Annotated in this window: 17 protein-coding genes; 5 read left to right on the forward strand and 12 right to left on the reverse strand. The window is 28.2% G+C overall.

Annotated elements, in window-relative coordinates:
* Nucleotides 1-128 precede the first annotated feature (128 nt).
* Nucleotides 129-788: a TIGR01906 family membrane protein gene (locus HF520_RS11050; protein ID WP_330586249.1), complete on the reverse strand. Its 660-nt coding sequence runs from the start codon at nucleotides 786-788 to the stop codon at nucleotides 129-131.
* A gap of 6 nt (nucleotides 789-794) precedes the next feature.
* Entirely contained in the window at nucleotides 795-2,480 is a 1,686-nt protein-coding gene (locus tag HF520_RS11055) for a MutS-related protein (protein WP_168574084.1), read from the reverse strand.
* Nucleotides 2,481-2,979: 499 nt separating this feature from the next.
* On the opposite strand from HF520_RS11055, the gene rpsD reads away from it, so the two are divergent.
* Nucleotides 2,980-3,576 (forward strand): 30S ribosomal protein S4, encoded by a 597-nt coding sequence (rpsD, locus tag HF520_RS11060; RefSeq protein WP_168574085.1) that lies wholly within the window; start codon nucleotides 2,980-2,982, stop codon nucleotides 3,574-3,576.
* 175 nt (nucleotides 3,577-3,751) lie between these two features.
* Here the strand turns inward: rpsD and HF520_RS11065 are convergent, their stop codons facing one another.
* Together HF520_RS11065 and HF520_RS11070 are read right to left on the reverse strand one after the other, a co-directional pair.
* On the reverse strand, nucleotides 3,752-4,333 hold the full coding sequence (locus HF520_RS11065) for a manganese efflux pump MntP (protein ID WP_168574086.1): 582 nt from the start codon (nucleotides 4,331-4,333) through the stop codon (nucleotides 3,752-3,754).
* A 307-nt stretch (nucleotides 4,334-4,640) separates the two neighbouring features.
* On the reverse strand, nucleotides 4,641-6,191 hold the full coding sequence (locus tag HF520_RS11070) for an ABC-F family ATP-binding cassette domain-containing protein (RefSeq protein WP_168574087.1): 1,551 nt from the start codon (nucleotides 6,189-6,191) through the stop codon (nucleotides 4,641-4,643).
* 374 nt (nucleotides 6,192-6,565) lie between these two features.
* Here HF520_RS11070 and HF520_RS11075 point away from each other — a divergent pair, with 374 nt between their 5' ends.
* Nucleotides 6,566-7,894, forward strand: a complete 1,329-nt coding sequence (locus HF520_RS11075; protein WP_168574088.1) for an FAD-dependent oxidoreductase — start codon at nucleotides 6,566-6,568, stop codon at nucleotides 7,892-7,894.
* A gap of 154 nt (nucleotides 7,895-8,048) precedes the next feature.
* Here the strand turns inward: HF520_RS11075 and HF520_RS11080 are convergent, their stop codons facing one another.
* Together HF520_RS11080 and HF520_RS11085 are read right to left on the reverse strand one after the other, a co-directional pair.
* Nucleotides 8,049-8,762 (reverse strand): zinc dependent phospholipase C family protein, encoded by a 714-nt coding sequence (locus HF520_RS11080; RefSeq protein WP_168574089.1) that lies wholly within the window; start codon nucleotides 8,760-8,762, stop codon nucleotides 8,049-8,051.
* A 15-nt stretch (nucleotides 8,763-8,777) separates the two neighbouring features.
* Nucleotides 8,778-9,617, reverse strand: a complete 840-nt coding sequence (locus tag HF520_RS11085) for an N-acetylmuramoyl-L-alanine amidase family protein (protein WP_168574090.1) — start codon at nucleotides 9,615-9,617, stop codon at nucleotides 8,778-8,780.
* 158 nt (nucleotides 9,618-9,775) lie between these two features.
* Here HF520_RS11085 and HF520_RS11090 point away from each other — a divergent pair, with 158 nt between their 5' ends.
* Both HF520_RS11090 and HF520_RS11095 read left to right on the forward strand, forming a co-directional pair.
* Nucleotides 9,776-10,228 carry a hypothetical protein gene (locus HF520_RS11090; protein WP_168574091.1) on the forward strand — a complete coding sequence of 151 codons (453 nt, stop codon included), beginning with the start codon at nucleotides 9,776-9,778 and terminating at the stop codon, nucleotides 10,226-10,228.
* 208 nt (nucleotides 10,229-10,436) lie between these two features.
* Nucleotides 10,437-11,414, forward strand: coding sequence for a SpoIVB peptidase S55 domain-containing protein (locus HF520_RS11095; RefSeq protein ID WP_168574092.1), 978 nt, complete (start codon nucleotides 10,437-10,439; stop codon nucleotides 11,412-11,414).
* Between the two features lie 77 nt (nucleotides 11,415-11,491).
* On the opposite strand, the gene yunB is transcribed toward HF520_RS11095, so the two are convergent.
* On the reverse strand, nucleotides 11,492-12,163 hold the full coding sequence (gene yunB / locus HF520_RS11100; protein WP_168574824.1) for a sporulation protein YunB: 672 nt from the start codon (nucleotides 12,161-12,163) through the stop codon (nucleotides 11,492-11,494).
* Nucleotides 12,164-12,416: 253 nt separating this feature from the next.
* On the opposite strand from yunB, the gene HF520_RS11105 reads away from it, so the two are divergent.
* On the forward strand, nucleotides 12,417-15,074 hold the full coding sequence (locus tag HF520_RS11105; protein WP_168574093.1) for a transglycosylase domain-containing protein: 2,658 nt from the start codon (nucleotides 12,417-12,419) through the stop codon (nucleotides 15,072-15,074).
* Between the two features lie 101 nt (nucleotides 15,075-15,175).
* On the opposite strand, the gene spoVAE is transcribed toward HF520_RS11105, so the two are convergent.
* The 5 genes from spoVAE to HF520_RS11130 are packed head-to-tail and all read right to left on the reverse strand — an operon-like array spanning nucleotide 15,176 to nucleotide 18,035.
* Nucleotides 15,176-15,538: a stage V sporulation protein AE gene (gene spoVAE / locus HF520_RS11110; RefSeq protein WP_168574094.1), complete on the reverse strand. Its 363-nt coding sequence runs from the start codon at nucleotides 15,536-15,538 to the stop codon at nucleotides 15,176-15,178.
* 12 nt (nucleotides 15,539-15,550) lie between these two features.
* Nucleotides 15,551-16,564 (reverse strand): stage V sporulation protein AD, encoded by a 1,014-nt coding sequence (gene spoVAD / locus HF520_RS11115; RefSeq protein WP_168574095.1) that lies wholly within the window; start codon nucleotides 16,562-16,564, stop codon nucleotides 15,551-15,553.
* 12 nt (nucleotides 16,565-16,576) lie between these two features.
* A complete protein-coding gene (spoVAC, locus tag HF520_RS11120; RefSeq protein ID WP_168574096.1) occupies nucleotides 16,577-17,023 on the reverse strand; it encodes a stage V sporulation protein AC in 447 nt (148 codons plus the stop codon).
* Nucleotides 17,024-17,035: 12 nt separating this feature from the next.
* Nucleotides 17,036-17,443 (reverse strand): stage V sporulation protein AB, encoded by a 408-nt coding sequence (locus HF520_RS11125; protein ID WP_168574097.1) that lies wholly within the window; start codon nucleotides 17,441-17,443, stop codon nucleotides 17,036-17,038.
* A gap of 1 nt (nucleotide 17,444) precedes the next feature.
* Nucleotides 17,445-18,035, reverse strand: coding sequence for a hypothetical protein (locus tag HF520_RS11130; RefSeq protein ID WP_168574098.1), 591 nt, complete (start codon nucleotides 18,033-18,035; stop codon nucleotides 17,445-17,447).
* Between the last annotated feature and the right edge of the window lie 109 nt (nucleotides 18,036-18,144).

The following is an 18,144-nucleotide window of genomic DNA, read 5'->3' on the forward strand; positions in this document are numbered from 1 at the left end:
TATCAGGTAGTGTATTTACTACCTGATATTTTTTAATTTACTCATAACTAATTACTTTTATATTTTAAAATTTTATCAGTTTAGTTTTTATTAGTTAATTATATTCATCTACTTTTAATAGTATGTTCTTATTGTTTATGTATATTTAATTTTTTTGATTTTAAATATTTATATAAAAGATGTAGTATTATGCTGCTTAATAATACTAAAACTACAATCATTAATCCTGCATGAAAGAAAAACTCTTGTGGTAATATATTTATTACAGGATCTTTTAAAGGATCGAATATCCAGTAATCATTATCAAACATTATTTCATGGAATATCACAAATGTCTTATCAAAATTTATTAACATTGGTATAGCTACTAAAATAGGAAGTAGTATTACCAACTTTGATGTTAAATTTAAAAATTCTATATCCTTACTTTTTAGGTTTATTACTATTCCTATTATAGTTATTACTAATGATATCATTAATAACTTTCCAACCATTTGAACTATTTCCTTTACTTCTTCAAAATGAATCTTTCCCTCTATAGATGATTTTATTGTAGGTAAATTAAATTCCCCAGATATTTTATTTAGATTATAATCAATCATATAGTCATAATTTTCTTTTATTTCATCTTCAGATAAATTATTGCTACTAGCTATTTCTAAATATCCTATATCAAAATAGTATAGTTCTTTAAATCCGACTGTTAATCTAATACTTCCACCTATTATAAATAAGCTAAAAAATATACAAAATATAAAGTTTATAATTTTTTTCATTTCAATTTTCATATTTAATTACCACTTACCTGTACAAACAAATTTTTCCGCTTTATCTTGCGCTCTATTTACTATTTCCTCACTATATCCCATAAATCCTAAAAGCTTTATAGCATTTCTACTTTGTGCCCTACCTTCATATAACTTGTAATCAAATTTAATATCATTATCAGTTATATTTTCTTCAAAATGATAATTATAAAATTTATCTTCTAATATATATGTAAGTTCTATATCATGTGTTGCTGCAAAACATATACAATTACTTTCACTTAAACTATTTAAAACTTCACTAGACGAAGCAATACGTTCTATAGTATTAGTTCCTCTTAAAATTTCATCCACAAAGCATAAGCATGGTATATCCTCATCAATGCTATCTAGAATTCTCTTCAAAGATTTTATTTCTACAATATAGTAACTCTCTTTACTTAAAACATCATCTTTTAATGCCATTGATGTATATACTTTAAAATAAGAAGATGAATATTCTTTTGCACATACAGTAAAAATACTTTGTGCTAAGATTGCATTTATCGCTACTGATTTTATAAAAGTAGATTTACCAGAGGCATTTGATCCTGTTATTAAAGCACTTTTATCAAAAAAGCCTGAGTTAGCTATAGGATTATCTATAAGCGGATGATACAATTCTCTAAACTCTACATGTATGTGTTGATTTTTACTTTTATCTAAGTTTGGCTTTTCAAAATAGTTTAAACTTTCTCTAAATGATGCAACACCTATTAAAGCATCTATAATTCCTACATATTCGAATACATTTATTAAATGATTTTTATTTTTAATTATGTTTTTCTTGACCTTTTCATAAGTAATAAGCTCAGATAAAAATAGCATACTTGTGTATTCACTTAAAACATTCAACTCAGAAACCAATGAATTTGGATCAGATCCAACACTCTTTTTTCTTATTCTTCTTAACTTCTTTAAGTCTTCAGTAATATCAAAAAGATTATCATCTATCTCTTTTATATTTAATTTTTTTATTTTTTTAGCAGTATTAATAACCTTTATTAAATATGTAAACCCTTCTGTATTATAATTCTTTTTCTTATCATACAAACTAATACAAACATTTAATAGTGCAGTTCCTATCATAATTAAAACAAAAAATGGCTCAAAGAATATTAGTATCAAACTTATTAAAGGTAATATTGATAAAATTCTGTATTTCATTAATTTATTTTTACCATCATAGTCTTCATTGAATAAACAGTTCGAAGTATAAAGTTCTCTACTATATCCTAATTTTCCTAAAATGTACTGAACATTAAATCTCTCTTTTGGATGTTCTTCAAAATAAATTATTATATTTTCTCTTTTTCTTAATTTATCCTCATCATTTAAACTTCGCCTTAGCATATCGTAAAGTAACTCTCTACCAGCAGTACTTTGAGTATTATTTATTTTTTTAAATATATCATCCATACTTAGATCATTCCACGTTATATCATCAACAATATTTGCTCCATCATCAATTTTATTAATTATTTTATTTTCAAAGTAGCTAGCTACACTATTCATCTTAAAATCAACTTCACTTATATCAATAGGTTGTCCATATTCTTCAACAATTTTTACCTTCAACTTTTTTAATCTATTCATTGTATTCCAAGACGAAATTAAAATTCCTATTAAGAATACACAACATATTCCAATAAGAATTTCCATTACTTGATTCATCATATTTCCCCCTTTTTACTATCCTTACATTACATTGTACTGTATTTTTAATATATTTTCATATTTTATCTCTATTTAAATTTTTTATATTTGATAATGAATTTCATTTGCATTTTATTTTGAAATATGTTATATTTATTTTAGGCTAAAGATTACTTCCATTATTTTGGATTAAAATTATACATTTTATATTATTTTATTAGTGGTTTTGTATAATATCTGCAAGATAAAATATTCTCCGTTATAATTTCATAACGTATCCATTACGTAAATTTAAAATTCAAAGCTAATAAAAATATATACTATTGTATATCTAGCCATAAAATACTTTACACAGCTTAAACTTGTGTAAATTACACAACTTCTTCAAAAGGTCACGATTTATTCGTGGCCTCTTCTTTTGATAATGAATTTCATTTGCATTAATTTTATTTTTATGATATACTAATTTTGGCTTAAAAATTATCGCGGCAATTTAATTTTTAAGGAGATGATAATTATGGCAAAAATGATGGGACCAAGATTTAAACAATGTAGAAGATTAGGACTAAATGTATGTGGACATCCAAAAGCAATGGATAGAGCAACAAAAGGTACTTCTAGAGCTGATAAAAAGCTTTCACCTTATGGTACTCAGTTACTTGAAAAACAAAGATTAAAAGCTTATTACGGGGTGTTAGAAAAACAATTTTCTAATTATGTAAAAAAAGCTACAAAATCAAGTGAATCTACTGGTACAGCACTAGTTCAAATGCTTGAATGTAGATTAGATAATTTAGTTTATAGACTTGGTTTAGCAAGCTCTATAAGACAAGCTCGTCAAATGGTTGTTCATGGACATATTTTAGTAAATGGTCAAAAAGTTGATATACCTTCTTATGGTGTTTCTGTAGGACAAGTTATATCTCTTAGAGCTAAGTCTCAAAATAATGCAATGTTTAAAGAAAACTTCTCAAGTAATGCCCTTAGCCAATATCCTTATTTAGAAAAGGATATAAATTCTTTCTCAGGAACTTTAACTAAGATTCCAGAAAGAAATGAAGTTCCAATTGAGATAAATGATATCTTAGTTGTTGAATATTATTCAAAATTATAAAATTTATATTTAAAAGTATTTTTTGAATATCTATAATGTACTCTGAGTTTGGTAAAATATTGAATATATTATTTATTAACTATAAATTGTTACTTATTATAAATTCAATATTTTACCTTAAACTCAAGTAATTATATATTAAATAAAATACTATATATTTCACTAATTATAATATCTAGCCTATTATTCCTATATGCTCCAAAAGTATTTTCACACCCATAAAGATTAAAATTATTCCACCTACAAGTTCAGCTTTTGACTTGTATTTTACACCAAATACATTACCAATTTTAACACCAACCATAGATAAAACAAATGTTATAATTCCTATAAATGAAACTGCTGGTACTATATCAACTTGTAAAAAAGCTAATGTTATACCAACTGCTAAAGCATCTATACTTGTAGCAACTGCTAATATACTCATATTTTTAAAACTTAACATTTCATTTTCGTCTTCGATTTTATTATCTTCATCATCATCTTTACTCATAGCCTCTTGTATCATCTTTATGCCAAGGAATCCTAAAAGTATAAATGCAATCCAATGATCAACACTCATTATATAATCTTTGAACTGTAACCCTAAGAAGTACCCTATTAAAGGCATTCCTGCCTGAAATCCACCAAAATAAATACCTACTATACCAGCATTCTTTAAGGTGATTTTTCTCATAGATAATCCCTTGCAAACAGAAACTGCAAAAGCATCCATAGATAGCCCAACGGCTAATACAAATAATTCAAATAAACTCATTTACTATGTCTCCTTCTTAAAATAATATTTATAATTTCAAAATTAAAATTTGATTCATTCATACAACTAATAAATTTGCATATTTAGACGTAAAAAAAGACCTATCTACAGACATAGTATTCCCTATATCTGTAGATAAGTCTCATTATTCAAAATAAAGCCAGATGGAAAATTCCATCAGTATGTTGACCTTACTACACACAAAATCATTATAAATAAAATGTGTGCCAACTACTCCCTTATCTATCGATATTATATTAACTTAAAATCTCACTATATGTCAATAACTAAGAAAATGTTCCACTATCTATACAATTTTAGTAGTAAAATCTTCTATATTCCATACATCATCTACTATATCCATATAGAACTCAGGCTCATGTGATACAAGTACTACAGTTCCTTTAAATTCTCTTATAGCTTTCTTTAATTCATCTTTAGCTTCCACATCTAAGTGGTTAGTAGGTTCGTCAAGTACTAATAAGTTTATATCTTTTAGCATTATCTTACATAATCTAACTTTAGCTGCTTCTCCACCACTTAATACTCTTATTTGACTTGTTATGTGCTCATTTGATAAACCACATTTAGCAAGTGCTTGTCTAACTTCAAAGTTTGAAAGTCCTGGGAATTCTGCCCATACCTCATCCATTGGAGTGTTATAGTTATCTTTTGAACTTTCTTGTTCAAAATATCCAACTTCTAAATAATCTCCTAATTCAACTTCTCCATCAAAAGGCTTTATTATTCCAAGTAAAGTCTTTAATAATGTAGACTTACCTATACCGTTCATACCTTTTAATGCAACCTTTTTATTTCTTTCTAATTGGAAGTTAAGTGGCTTAGTTAAAGGTTCATTGTATCCTAATACTAAATCCTTAGTTTCAAATATTATTCTACTTGCTGCTCTAGCTTCCTTAAATTCAAATGTAGGCTTTATCTTTTCTTTTGGTCTTTCTAGGATTTCCATCTTATCAAGTATCTTTTGTCTACTGTTTGCCATACCACGAGTAGCAACTCTTGCTTTATTTCTAGCAACGAAATCTTCAAGTTTCTTTCTTTCTTCAACTTGTCTTTCGTAAGCACTTTCTTCTTGACGTTTCTTTATTTCATTTAATCTTACGAATTCATCGTAATTCCCTTTATATCTGTTTAACTCACCGTTTTCTAAATGATATATTACATTACATGTATTGTTTATAAATGGTATATCATGAGATACTAATATAAAACTATTCTCATATTCTTGTAAGTATCTAGTTAACCATATTATATGCTCTTCATCTAAGTAGTTAGTAGGCTCGTCTAGTATTAATATTGTAGGATTTTCAAGTAATAATTTTGTTAGAAGTACCTTTGTTCTTTGACCACCACTTAAGTCAGTTACATCTCTATCTAATCCTATATCACCAAGACCTAATCCATTAGCAACTTCTTGTATTTTTGCATCTATCATGTAGAAACCACTATTTTCAAGTATTGTTTGTATTTCTGCTGTACCTTCAAGAAGCTTCGCCATTTGATCATCATCAGCTTCTCCCATTTGGTCGTACATACTTATCATTTCTTGCTCTAAATCAAACATTGGTTTGAATGCATCTCTTAATATATCTCTTATAGAGTTTCCTTTTGCAAGTACTGAATGTTGATCTAAATATCCAACTGTAGCTCTTGAAGACCACTTTATATTACCTGCATCTGGCATTAATTTTTTTGTTATTATATTTAAAAAGCTTGATTTCCCTTCTCCATTTGCACCAACTAAAGCAATATGTTCACCCTTTTTTAATCTAAAAGAAACATTCTCTAGTATAGTTCTTGCTCCGAAACCATGACTTACATTCTCTACGACTAGCATATTCCACCTCTTCATTAATTGTAATTTTCATCTTATATTATAATATATTCTTTCTTATCTTAAATCAAGTATAGGAAATATTCATAGCAAAATTTACTACTATATTTATTTTTTTCTTATATTAAGAATACTCCATTATTTTTGACATACTGATTAATAATGAAATGATTTCAAAATAAAATAATAAATTCTTAATTTTTGTTTTGAATTTAATATATTTGGTATGAATATAATGTTAATATTTTATCAAAAAATATTTAGTCTAAAAGTTATTTAATAAAAAATTTATTTTGTTTAAACATGTATATTGCTAAGTAATTTTATAAATTTAGTAATTCTAGTGTTATAAACATTATCTATGGGGGTATGTTAATATGAAAATTGTTGTAGTTGGCTGTACACACGCTGGTACTGCTAGTGTTGTAAACATGAAGGAGCTTTATCCTGATAGTCAAATAACTATATATGAAAAAAATGATAATATATCATTTTTATCTTGCGGTATAGCTCTTAGTGTTAGCAATATAGTTACTGAGCCAGAAAAATTATTCTATAATTCACCGGAAAACTTAGCTTCACAAGGAATAATTACTAATATGAAACATGAAGTTTTAGACATAAACTTCGATAGTAAAACATTATTAGTTAAAAACTTAACTACAGACGATGTTTTTGAAGACAATTATGATAAACTAGTTTTAACCTTAGGATCATGGCCTATTGTTCCTAAATTTGAAGGTGGCAATTTAGAAAATATAGTTCTTTGTAAAAACTATGATCATGCCAAAACTATAATACAAAAATCTGAAGAAGCTAAAAATATTGTTGTTATAGGTGCTGGATATATAGGTGTTGAACTGGCAGAAGCTTTCGAATTAAAAAATAAAAATGTAACTCTTATAGACTCTCAAGATAGGATAATGGCTAAATATTTAGATAAAGATTTTACAGATGTGGCTGAAGCTGAATTTACTAAAAGAGGAGTTAAATTAGCTCTTGGTCAAACAGTTCAAAAATTCGAAGGTGATAAAAAAGTTTCTAAGGTAATTACTGATAAAAATGAATATGAGGCTGATTTAGTAGTATTATGTATAGGCTTTGCACCAAATACTAACTTGATAAAAGGTAAATTAGATACTCTTCCTAATGGTGCTATTATAATAGATGAATATATGAGAACTAGCAAAGAAGATGTTTTTGCAGCAGGAGATTGCTGTGTTGTTAGATTTAATCCTGCTAATGAAAATAGATATATACCATTAGCAACTAATGCAGTTAGAATGGGAACTTTAGTTGCTAGAAACTTAGTTAAACCAACTTTAAAATATATGGGTACTCAAGGTACTTCAGGAATAAAAATTTATGATTTATCAATAGCTTCAACTGGGCTTACAGAAGAAGTTGCTAGAAGTACTACATCTTTAAATGTTGCTTCAGTTACTGCTATTGATAATTATAGACCTGAATTTATGCCTACTTTTGAAGAAGCTAAACTTAAATTAGTTTATGATAAAGATACTAGAAAGATTATTGGAGGTCAAATTATATCTAAGATTGATTTAACTCAATATATGAATACTCTATCTGTTGTTATTCAAAATGAAATGACTATTGAAGAACTTGCTATAACTGATTTTTTCTTCCAACCTCACTTTAATAAACCATGGAGCTTGTTAAATACTGTGGCTCTTATGGCATTATAGAAGTTACTTAATAATTCTAGTTTTTGCTCTTAGAATATCATGTAAAATAAAAAACTCCTAATATTTAGTAATTGATTTTTGCTAATATTAGGAGTTTTTTATTTTTACCATATTGTTCAACTTTCTATTTTATTAACTTTAAATTTATATAATTTTAGTAATAATTATTAAATACACTATTATATAACATCAACATGCATCCTGCAGATGTTCTTTGAGCTATTGTTATTGCTTTTACTGCTGTTAAGTAAAATCTTGTTGTCAAATTGTCAATATCCCTATACATATAATCTAAGTCTAGCCCTAGGCTTGCATTATAGTCTACATATTGACCTATAGATTGAAGGACTATTGGACTTTCTTCACTTGCAAATCGCTTCATTTTTTTATAATTTGCCTTAACATATAGCTCAAATTGTCTATGATTATCTAGTAATTTTCCTTTTGCATGTTGAGGTATTGTTAGGTCTTGAACTATGTGGCAAGCTGCGCCAAAGTAAAACATTGCTCTTTCATAGTATCCTAAGCTTAAGTATTTAATTGCTCTATTATAGTAACTTTTAGTTACTGTCATTGCATTATCATCATATCCAAACTTACCCTTTTGTAGTTTAGGATTATAAAAATGGTGATAACACTTGAAGTCTTGATCAGCCCATACTAAACCTTTATTAATTTGTGGCATATAGATTTTAAAGAAGTTATATTCATTTTCATATCCATTAACTTTTAGTATATTTAATGCTTTCTCTTGTATAAATAAATGAACTTCACAGTCTGTTTTCACTATATTCCTTTTTATTGGAGCCACAATTCTAAAAGTATTAGACAAGGCTGCTGCATAGACATTTTCTAATGCATCTTTCATTCATATCACCTAATGTCATCTAGTTTTGAAATATTCCTCTACTCCATCTGCTATACTTTGCATTAGCTTTCTTTGATAATCAGGATTTGACATCATTTGATCTTCATTATAATTACTCATAAATCCCATTTCTACTAAAACTACAGGAACTTTAGACCAGTTAAATCCTGTCAAATCCCCCCTTTGGAATACTCCATTTATTTGTATACCTGAATTCTTCATACTTCCCTTTATAAGCTCGGCACATTTATTACTCTCCTCATATATTGAAGCTGTATATCTTCCACCTTCTTCTGGAATTAATATTGATGCACCTGTTTTTGAAGAATTGTCTAAGCTATCAGCGTGAATTCTAACTACTAAGTCTGCATTTTTATTATTAGCAAATATAGCCCTCTCACTGTTACTTATATTTACATCGTGACTTTCTCGAGTCATAATCACACTGTAACCTTTATCTTCTAGTATATGCTTTAAAATTTTAGATGCTTCTAAATTTAAAACATATTCTGGTTTTTTTGTAGCAACACCTGCTGTTCCCGAAGACACTCTTGCTTTTTTATAACTTGATCCTGGTGCCACTGGTTCTGGATTTGAATCGCCCTTTGATTGATGCCCTGGATCTATACATATTAAAAACTTAGAATTATCCTTTGATAAATTATTCTTTTCTTCATTATTTTCCTTTGTTGAATTGTTCGTATTAGAGTTTGACTTTTCATCTTTTAAGTCTTTATTCATTCCGTTTATTATCAAACCTGTTGTTTTATAAAAGCTAGTTAGTGGATCTGATGTACCAATAAGTATTATTCCCATAGCTATTATAGCCATTATAATTACTCTATACTTTTTCATTCTACTTCTCCTTCCTTATGTAATTAAATTTTATATTAAGCTATCTATGTGATTTTATTATCCCCAGTTTTTTAACTTTTATTTTTTCATAGTTTTTTATTCCAATTCATAATCATATATATTTATATACACCAAGATTAGGAGGTGATGCTAAATATATGTCTAAAAAAATAAAAAAAAAGATTAAAAAAAGAAGTTCAACAAATTTAAATAATAGTATAAAAAATATCCCAAATAGTGAGGCTGTTACTATTACTAATGCTTATAATAAACAGTCTGATGCCTTATCAAGTTCTAATAATAATCAAAGTCAACCTAAGTCAAAATTATGTTGTTTTGGATATGTAGATTATATAGTTTTAGCATCAACCTTAGCTGTAGCCTTAGGAGAAGAATTATCATTAAATGATTTAAATATCTTATCTACTTTTTTTGCTGTATTATCAGACGAACTTGCTCTTATTAGTTCTGTAGAAAGTTGTAATACTAATGAATATGATGATATTTTTGTACCACCGGTACCTGATTTGGCTATGACTAGCTTGAATAAAAGCTCTAAAAATAGAACTCGCATTAAAAAAGTAATTAAAAGGAAAGTTAAAAAGAAATAAAAACACTTATTTCAAAAATTTGTAGTATTTTTATTTCTTTTTTATTTTAATATATTGAATTATCAACAATTATAATTATTCTTTGTTTTTTTTTGAAAAGTACGGTTTTATTGAATCTCTTTTCCAAGGATTAAAAAATAATTACTGTAAACTATAATATTAAAGCACCGTTAATCATCAAAGTTTAAATTCAGAAAGAAGGTGTTTTATGAATTTACCAAATTTAAAGATTAAGTCAAAATTTATAATTTTTTCATGTTTGTTATTTTGCTTATATTTTTTCTCAAATAGTTTTATTTATGCACAGAACAACGAAAAAACGGATACTGATTACCTAGTTCCAATGGGTAATGTTCTACAAATTGATGCAGAGCTAAAAACTATTATTGTGAGAAATGAGGTTGATGGTTGCCCCCTACAAGTCGGTGATTCAGTTTTAAAAATAGATAATAAAACTATAAGTAATTATGGTGAGTTTTCATCTATTTTATATTCTTTACCAAATGGTAGCAACGTTTCTATCTTAGTTAATAGAAATGGAAATAACCTAAACTTAATTTCTAGTAAAGAAATTTTAGAAAAAATTAATTTTAACAACTTAATATCAGGTTTTGCAACATTAACTTATATTGACTGCGATAATAATGAATTTGGTGCAGTTGGACATCCTATTAATATAGGTAATTCTAGAAAAATACCTATAAAAAACGGAGCCATTTCAACTACAACTGATATTACTATACAAAAATCAATTAAAGGTAATGTTGGTGCTATAAATGCTAGACGTGAATATAGTATAGGTCAATTTACAACAAATAATAATTATGGAATTAAAGGTACTATAAATAATTTAGATGTTTCTAATCTAAAAAAATATAAAGTTGCTTCTCTTAGTGAAGTAAAACTTGGAAAAGCTCAAATAATATTACAAAATGAATCTAATGTTTGTCAAAAATATAATATAGAAATAATTGCTATTGAAAATCAAAGATCTCCTAGTCCTAAAACTTTTAAAATTAAAATTACCGATAAAGATTTATTATCTAGAACTGGAGGAATTGTTCAAGGTATGAGTGGAACTCCTATTGTTCAAGGAGATAAAATAATTGGTGCTATATCTCATGCAGTTGAAAATGACCCATCTCTTGGATATGGTGTATTTATTGGTTGGATGAGAAATAATTAAAGTAACTATATTTATATACAATAAAAATAAAAGGATGTTTCTATATAAGAAATATCCTTTTATTTTTTATTAAGTTTTTATTTGTTAGTATTGTTATTTATATTTGGAATTATACTTTGGACTCCTGATTCTGGTATATTAACATAACTTTCTGGTACATCTCCTACTATTATAGTTTCACAAACTGGTATTTGAACATTTACCTCTTGTGTTGATGTTGTTAAAGGAATTACAACTCTTACCTTTGTGCTAGCTTCAATATATATAATATGTCTAGTTTGATTTATACCAGATGATTCAAACTTAGTTTTAAAGTCTATAGAAACTGTTCCTATTGGTTCTATAGATACCTTAAGCTGTGGCCCATATTTTGCTAATATAGGGCTTCCTAAAGCAGTTCCTATTGGTATGTATGAACTTGTGGATTTAACCTTTTTTAACTCATCTTGAATCTCTAAAGCTACATCAGATGCTATACTATTCATCAGTACAGTATTAGCTTGAATCATAGTTATTTTCCCATTAGAATCTAATTGAACATTCATTAAATCTTTATAATTTATTTGTCCTTTAACTACTTCTGCTACAGATTTGTTAATTGATTTATTTGCAAGTTCTAGTGCTTTTGTTTCTGCTAATACTTTTATAGTTGGTCTTAATGTTCTATCTATGTATATAAAGCTTCCAACTAAAAACGATATTAAAAACAGTATTAGAAATACTATGGAAGTCTTTTTAAAATCATTCATATTATCCAAATTATCACCCCCATAATATTTTATGTTTAGTTATTGAATTCTTGCCTATAACATAAATTTTATAATATTAGCTAAAAATAATAATATAATTAATAAGTATATAGATAATTTATAGCTTAATTAATATAATATACTTAAACGCATTATTTTGTCTGAAAGTTACACTATGTTCATTTTTATCTATAATTTACAAAAATGATAATATATGTGATATAATATTGCATTAAGTAAGGAGGTTTAACTTATGAGCAATGGCAATAATGAAGATCAAAATAAAATAAGAAGAAAAAAGGTTAGTTCCTCTAATAACACTGCTAAACCTAGTAATAATTCTACTAAAAGTAATAGTAGAGCTAAATCTAGAAATACTAATAAAAAAGATAAATTTAGATTTTTTAGATTAACTGGTATATTCATTTTAGCAGTTTTAGTTGTTGGTGCTGCCCTTGGGACAGGATTAGTATTTTCATCTTTAAAAGATGTTCAACCTGTTACAAAAGCACTATTAGATGAAAAAACTTATCAAACAACAAAAATTTATTATGCTAATGGAGATTTATTATCTAATGCTCCTAGTACTAATAAAAAAGAACCTGTTGATCTTGAGGATATATCTGATCATCTAAAAAATGCTGTAGTAGCTATAGAAGATGAGCGTTTTTATGATCATAATGGTGTAGATATTAAAGGTCTAGCTAGATCTGTAGTTAAAACACTGCTAGGAAAAACTCAAGGTGGTAGTACAATACCAATGCAGGTTTCAAAAATGCTACTTACTTCTACAGAACAAACTTTACCTCGTAAGGTAAAAGATATTTATTATGCTTATGAAATGAGTAAAACTTTATCTAAGGATGAAATATTAGAAGCTTATTTAAATAACTTCTTCGTAGGTAGAGGTCTTATTGGAGCAGAAGCTGGAGCTAGAGGATACTTCGATAAACCTGCTAAAAAGTTAGAGTTACATGAAGCTGCTTTACTTGCAGGTTCTACAAAAAATCCAGTTGCATATGCAATTTATAATCGTGAAAAATTAGATGGTAGTGAAACTAAAGAAGAATTAGAGAATACATTATTATTCTATACAAATACTACTGATGATAGTTGGGATGATCCAACTGATGTAGAATTAAATATGGTAGATAAGTTATATTATGATTGGAAACTTATAGGCAAAGATACTTATGATCAGCTTAAAAGTGGTACATTAATAGTTAGAAAGGCCGTTAATAACCCTAAGGCTAAACAAAGACAAGAAGTTGTTTTAGCTAAAATGTTAGAACTTGGTTATATAACTCAAGAAGAACATGATGAAGCTGTTGCGGCAGAAATTGTAATAAAATTACCTAAAACAGAAGATACTGTAGTATCATCTGTTCAAGATCTTATAGAGTCTGAAGTTATTGATGCCTTAATGGAACAAGGTCATACTTTTGAAGAAGCTGATAACTTATTCCGTAATGGTGGATTACATATACAAACTACTATAGATTCTAATATGCAAGATATATTAGAAGATGAATATGATGATAATGATAACTTTCCTGGTAACAGAGAAGGTGCTGATGGAATACTTCAACCTCAATCTGCTATGGTTATCTTAGATTATAAAACAGGTCAAATTAAAGCATTAGTTGGTGGTAGACATATAAAAGGAAGAAAAACTCTTAATAGAGCTACAACTCCTCAACAACCTGGTTCTACAATAAAACCACTATCGGTTTATACACCGGCTATAGATACATTAAAAATAACTCAAGCAGATTCTTTATCTGATGCTAGAGGAGGATACCAATTCTCTCAAAATAATAGTTGGAATCCAGCCACTACAACAGCAGGAAGTGGCTACATGACACTACGTAAGGCACTTGCTTATTCTTCAAATACAATAGCCATAAAAACAGCAGAAATGCTTGGTGATACATATGAAGAATGTGTTGATATCATGCTTGATTACTTAAAGAATTTTGGTATAACATCTTTAAAAGATAGTAAAACTGGAGATATAAATGAAGGAGATAGACGTTTCCCTGCCTTAACACTAGGTGGTATGACATATGGTGTTTCTCCTTTAGAAATGGCTTCTGCTTATGGTACACTTGCAAATAATGGTGTATATATCGAGCCTACAATTTTTACAACTATAACAACTTATGATGGTGACTTATTAGTAAAATCTACACCTGAAGAACATAAGGTTGTAAGTCCTGAAGTTGCTTATGTTGTAACTGATATGCTAAAATCAGTTGTTACTGAAGGTATAGGTGGTTCAGCTTCTATAGGTGGTAATATAGAAGTAGCTGGTAAAACAGGTACTACTAATGGTAAGTTAGATGCATGGTTTGTTGGATATACTCCATACTATGTAGCTGCAACTTATATTGGTGATGATGCAGGTAAAAAAGATCCAAATACTCAAAAAACAATTCCTCGTCAAGGAGTTGTTGGAAGTAGTGGATCTGCTGCAAAGTTATGGTCTAAGGTTATGAAGCAAGTTCATGCTAATTTACTAGCCGCAAAGTTTACAGCACCTGATAATGTATACTTTGCTAAGATTAACTTAATAGATGGAGGTACATCTTCAAGTGGAGTTAGTGCAGCATTTATAAATGGTACTGCTCCTAGGAGAGTAAGCTCACAGCAAACTACTCAAACTCCAAAAGAAGAGGAAAAAGAAGAAGAAGAAAATAACGATCAAAATGCTGGAGATGGTGGAGAACCTCCAACTAATGATACCGATGAAGGTACAGTTACACCTCCAGTTAATGATAATGAAGGTGGTACAACTACCCCTCCAACTGATAATAGCGGTGGCGGTACAACTACTCCTCCAGCTGATAATAGTGGTGGAGGTACAACTACTCCTCCAACTGATCAACCAGTAGAAGAGCCAACTGAGTAAACAGTTAAAAATAAATTTTATTAACAAATAAAACTAAGCGATGAACAAATTGTTCATCGCTTTTTTAATATATCTATTATTTAATTACAAAATATTAAAAATCAAGGCTTTGCTTTTGGGTTGAATATTACAGACATAATATATCCAAAGAGTATTGCTGCAGCTATACCACCTGCACCAGCTACTGTTCCACCAGTAAAAATTCCTAAAAATCCATCTTCTTTAATTCCCTTCATAACACCTTTTGCTAGAGTATATCCAAATCCCATAATTGGTACTGTTGCTCCTGATCCTCCAAAATCAACTATTTTTTCATAAATTCCTAAGAATGTTAATATAACACCAGTTGTTACATAAGTAACCATAACATATGGAGTTTGCATTTTAAAATAGTCCATCATTATTTGAGCAATTAAACATATTAGCCCACCAACTAAAAATACTTTTAAGTAATCTACTAACAAAATATCCACCTCCTATTCATTTACTATTACAACTGCATTAGCTATACAAGGTATTGTTTGTTTCTGTAGTGTACTATTAGGTGATAACATTGCCCCAGTTGCTACTAGCATGACTTTATTAAATTCCTTTTTCTTTAACTTATCATATATATATCCTGAAAATACTGAGGCTGCACATCCGCATCCACTACCACCACAGTGAACATCTTGTGCTTTTAAATCAAATATTTCTAAGCCGCAGTCTGTATATACTTTAGATATATCTAGATTTTTTTCTTTTAACAAGTCTAAGATTATTGTTTTTCCAACAACACCTAAATCTCCTGTTGCTATTAAATCAAAGCTATTTGGATCATCATTAGTATCATTAAAATATGCCAATATTGTATCTACTGCTGCTGGTGCCATTGCAGCTCCCATATTATTTCCATCTTTAATTCCCTTATCTACTATTTTACCTATAGTTACATATTTTACTTTAGGTCCATTTCCATATTTTGATATTAGTACACATCCAGCTCCTGTTACTGTCCATTGAGCTGTCATAGGTTTTTGATTTCCTAATTCCAGCGGAAATCTAAATTGTCTTTCTGCTGTACAGTAATGACTACAAGTTCCAGCTAATACATTTTGAGCATATCCACCATCTATTAGCATTGATCCTAAACACATACTTTGTGACATTGTAGAACATGCTCCATATACTCCTATAAAAGGAATATCTAAATCTCTAGCTGCAAAGGAAAATGGCCATATCTGATTTATTAAATCTCCACCAATAAGGTAATCAATTTCTTTCATTCCTTTATCAGATTTTTTTACAGCTAAATCAATTGTATCTTTCATCATTTTACATTCAGCTAATTCCCATGTTTTTTCGCCATGTAAATCATCATCTAACACTTTATCAAAATAGTCTCTTAGTGGACCTTTACCTTCCTTTGGTCCAACTATTGAGGCTGCACTGATAATTGTGGGCATATGTTGTAATTTTACAGTTCTTTTTCCAACTTTTTTATTATTCATTGCTACACATCCTTACATGAAAAATTTAACTAAATAATATATAAGTCCAAATAATATTGATGAACCTATTCCATAAACTAATACAGGCCCTGCCACCTTAAACATATTTGCACCTACACCTAAAACATATCCTTCTCTTTTAAACTCCATTGCAGGTGATACTATAGAATTTGCAAATCCTGTAATAGGAATAATAGAACCTGCTCCTGCTCTTTTTCCTATAAGGTCATAAACACCAAGACCTGTTAATAAAGATCCTATAAATATTAATGTTATTGAGGTTGCAGTTGATGCAGCTAATTTGTCTAAGCTCATAATCTTCATATAAAAATCATTTATTCCTTGTCCTATCATACAAATTAGACCACCTATTATAAATGCTAATATATAATTTTTTACATAGGTAGGCTTAGGACTTACTTGATCCACATACTTGCTATAATCATCTTTTTTTCCCATGTTAATGCCTCCTTAAATTATCACCCATCCTAATAGAGAACCTACTACTTTTCCTATTATTAGGGATATTACTATATACTTTAGATAAATATTAGGTATTTTTAACCTCCTTGATACAACAGGTATGTAATATAAAACCTCTGTAAGACCAGAACTTAAAAAACCTAAAAACACTCCATAAGCTAAACCAGCTACTATTGTCAAAACACTTCCTCCACTGATTCCGAAATTATGAAGTGAAAGTATACTTCCTAAAAACGTACCTATTACAAGTAAATCTTCATACAGATCTACAAACTCTTTTGTATTTGTCACATGAGACATTCTAGGCACTATTCCTATTAAAATTAATACTGATACTACTCCAGCTCCAACAATTACTCCTGATGATATGCCATAAATTATTAAAAATAGTCTCACATTACTGTCCTTTTCCTCTTAATTGATTTTCTATCTCCTTGTTTAAAGAACTCATTTTTAATTCCATTGGACTAGGCTCATATTTTGAATAGTTTGGTATAAATTTATTGAAAAATATAGCTACTCCTATACCTATACCTATGGAGTATGGAATCTGGAAGTAAGGTAAATATACTTTTGCATTCTTAGTAAGTATCTGAACCATCTTGTATTGAGATGCTCCCATGTTTACATCAGCATGAAAATTCATTATACCCATAACTGATCCCATTAAAATCACTATACATACTAAGACTACTCTTATATATTTTGTTCTATCTTTTTTATTTTTATCAAAAAAAATAATGACATCATCAGGTTTAAGAAAGTTAATACTAGATTTAGGTAGTTTATTATTTATTTGTTCTATTACTTCCCCTATATGAATTACATCATATATTAAATCATTATTTTCATATGTTCTAAGACATATATCATCTAATGCAACTTCTATTTCTTTAGGGTAAACAGCATAAATATCATTTAGGTATATCTTTTTAATATTTACGTTGAAAGGCTTTATTTTTTTAGGTATTAAGTAAATATCTTCCACAATTGCTTACCTCCCTCTATTTCTATTATTTGTTATAAAAAAAAAAATAAACCTTTAATTTATGTAGTTACTTAATTAGTATTACAATTAACGTACATAACTATTAAAA

Origin of the sequence: Romboutsia sp. CE17, from assembly GCF_012317385.1 — a bacterium.
Taxonomy (GTDB): Bacteria; Bacillota; Clostridia; order Peptostreptococcales; family Peptostreptococcaceae; genus Romboutsia_E.

What these genes read in the sequence shown, in the direction of transcription:
- HF520_RS11075 (WP_168574088.1), top strand. Translation starts at nt 6,566, where the DNA reads ATGAAAATTGTTGTAGTTGGCTGTACACACGCTGGTACTGCTAGTGTT.
- HF520_RS11055 (WP_168574084.1), bottom strand. Translation starts at nt 2,480, where the DNA reads ATGAATCAAGTAATGGAAATTCTTATTGGAATATGTTGTGTATTCTTA.
- HF520_RS11070 (WP_168574087.1), bottom strand. Translation starts at nt 6,191, where the DNA reads ATGCTAGTCGTAGAGAATGTAAGTCATGGTTTCGGAGCAAGAACTATA.
- HF520_RS11095 (WP_168574092.1), top strand. Translation starts at nt 10,437, where the DNA reads ATGAATTTACCAAATTTAAAGATTAAGTCAAAATTTATAATTTTTTCA.
- yunB (WP_168574824.1), bottom strand. Translation starts at nt 12,163, where the DNA reads ATGAATGATTTTAAAAAGACTTCCATAGTATTTCTAATACTGTTTTTA.
- spoVAC (WP_168574096.1), bottom strand. Translation starts at nt 17,023, where the DNA reads ATGGGAAAAAAAGATGATTATAGCAAGTATGTGGATCAAGTAAGTCCT.
- HF520_RS11080 (WP_168574089.1), bottom strand. Translation starts at nt 8,762, where the DNA reads ATGAAAGATGCATTAGAAAATGTCTATGCAGCAGCCTTGTCTAATACT.
- HF520_RS11065 (WP_168574086.1), bottom strand. Translation starts at nt 4,333, where the DNA reads ATGAGTTTATTTGAATTATTTGTATTAGCCGTTGGGCTATCTATGGAT.
- HF520_RS11085 (WP_168574090.1), bottom strand. Translation starts at nt 9,617, where the DNA reads ATGAAAAAGTATAGAGTAATTATAATGGCTATAATAGCTATGGGAATA.
- spoVAD (WP_168574095.1), bottom strand. Translation starts at nt 16,564, where the DNA reads ATGAATAATAAAAAAGTTGGAAAAAGAACTGTAAAATTACAACATATG.
- rpsD (WP_168574085.1), top strand. Translation starts at nt 2,980, where the DNA reads ATGGCAAAAATGATGGGACCAAGATTTAAACAATGTAGAAGATTAGGA.
- HF520_RS11105 (WP_168574093.1), top strand. Translation starts at nt 12,417, where the DNA reads ATGAGCAATGGCAATAATGAAGATCAAAATAAAATAAGAAGAAAAAAG.
- HF520_RS11090 (WP_168574091.1), top strand. Translation starts at nt 9,776, where the DNA reads ATGTCTAAAAAAATAAAAAAAAAGATTAAAAAAAGAAGTTCAACAAAT.
- HF520_RS11050 (WP_330586249.1), bottom strand. Translation starts at nt 788, where the DNA reads ATGAAAATTGAAATGAAAAAAATTATAAACTTTATATTTTGTATATTT.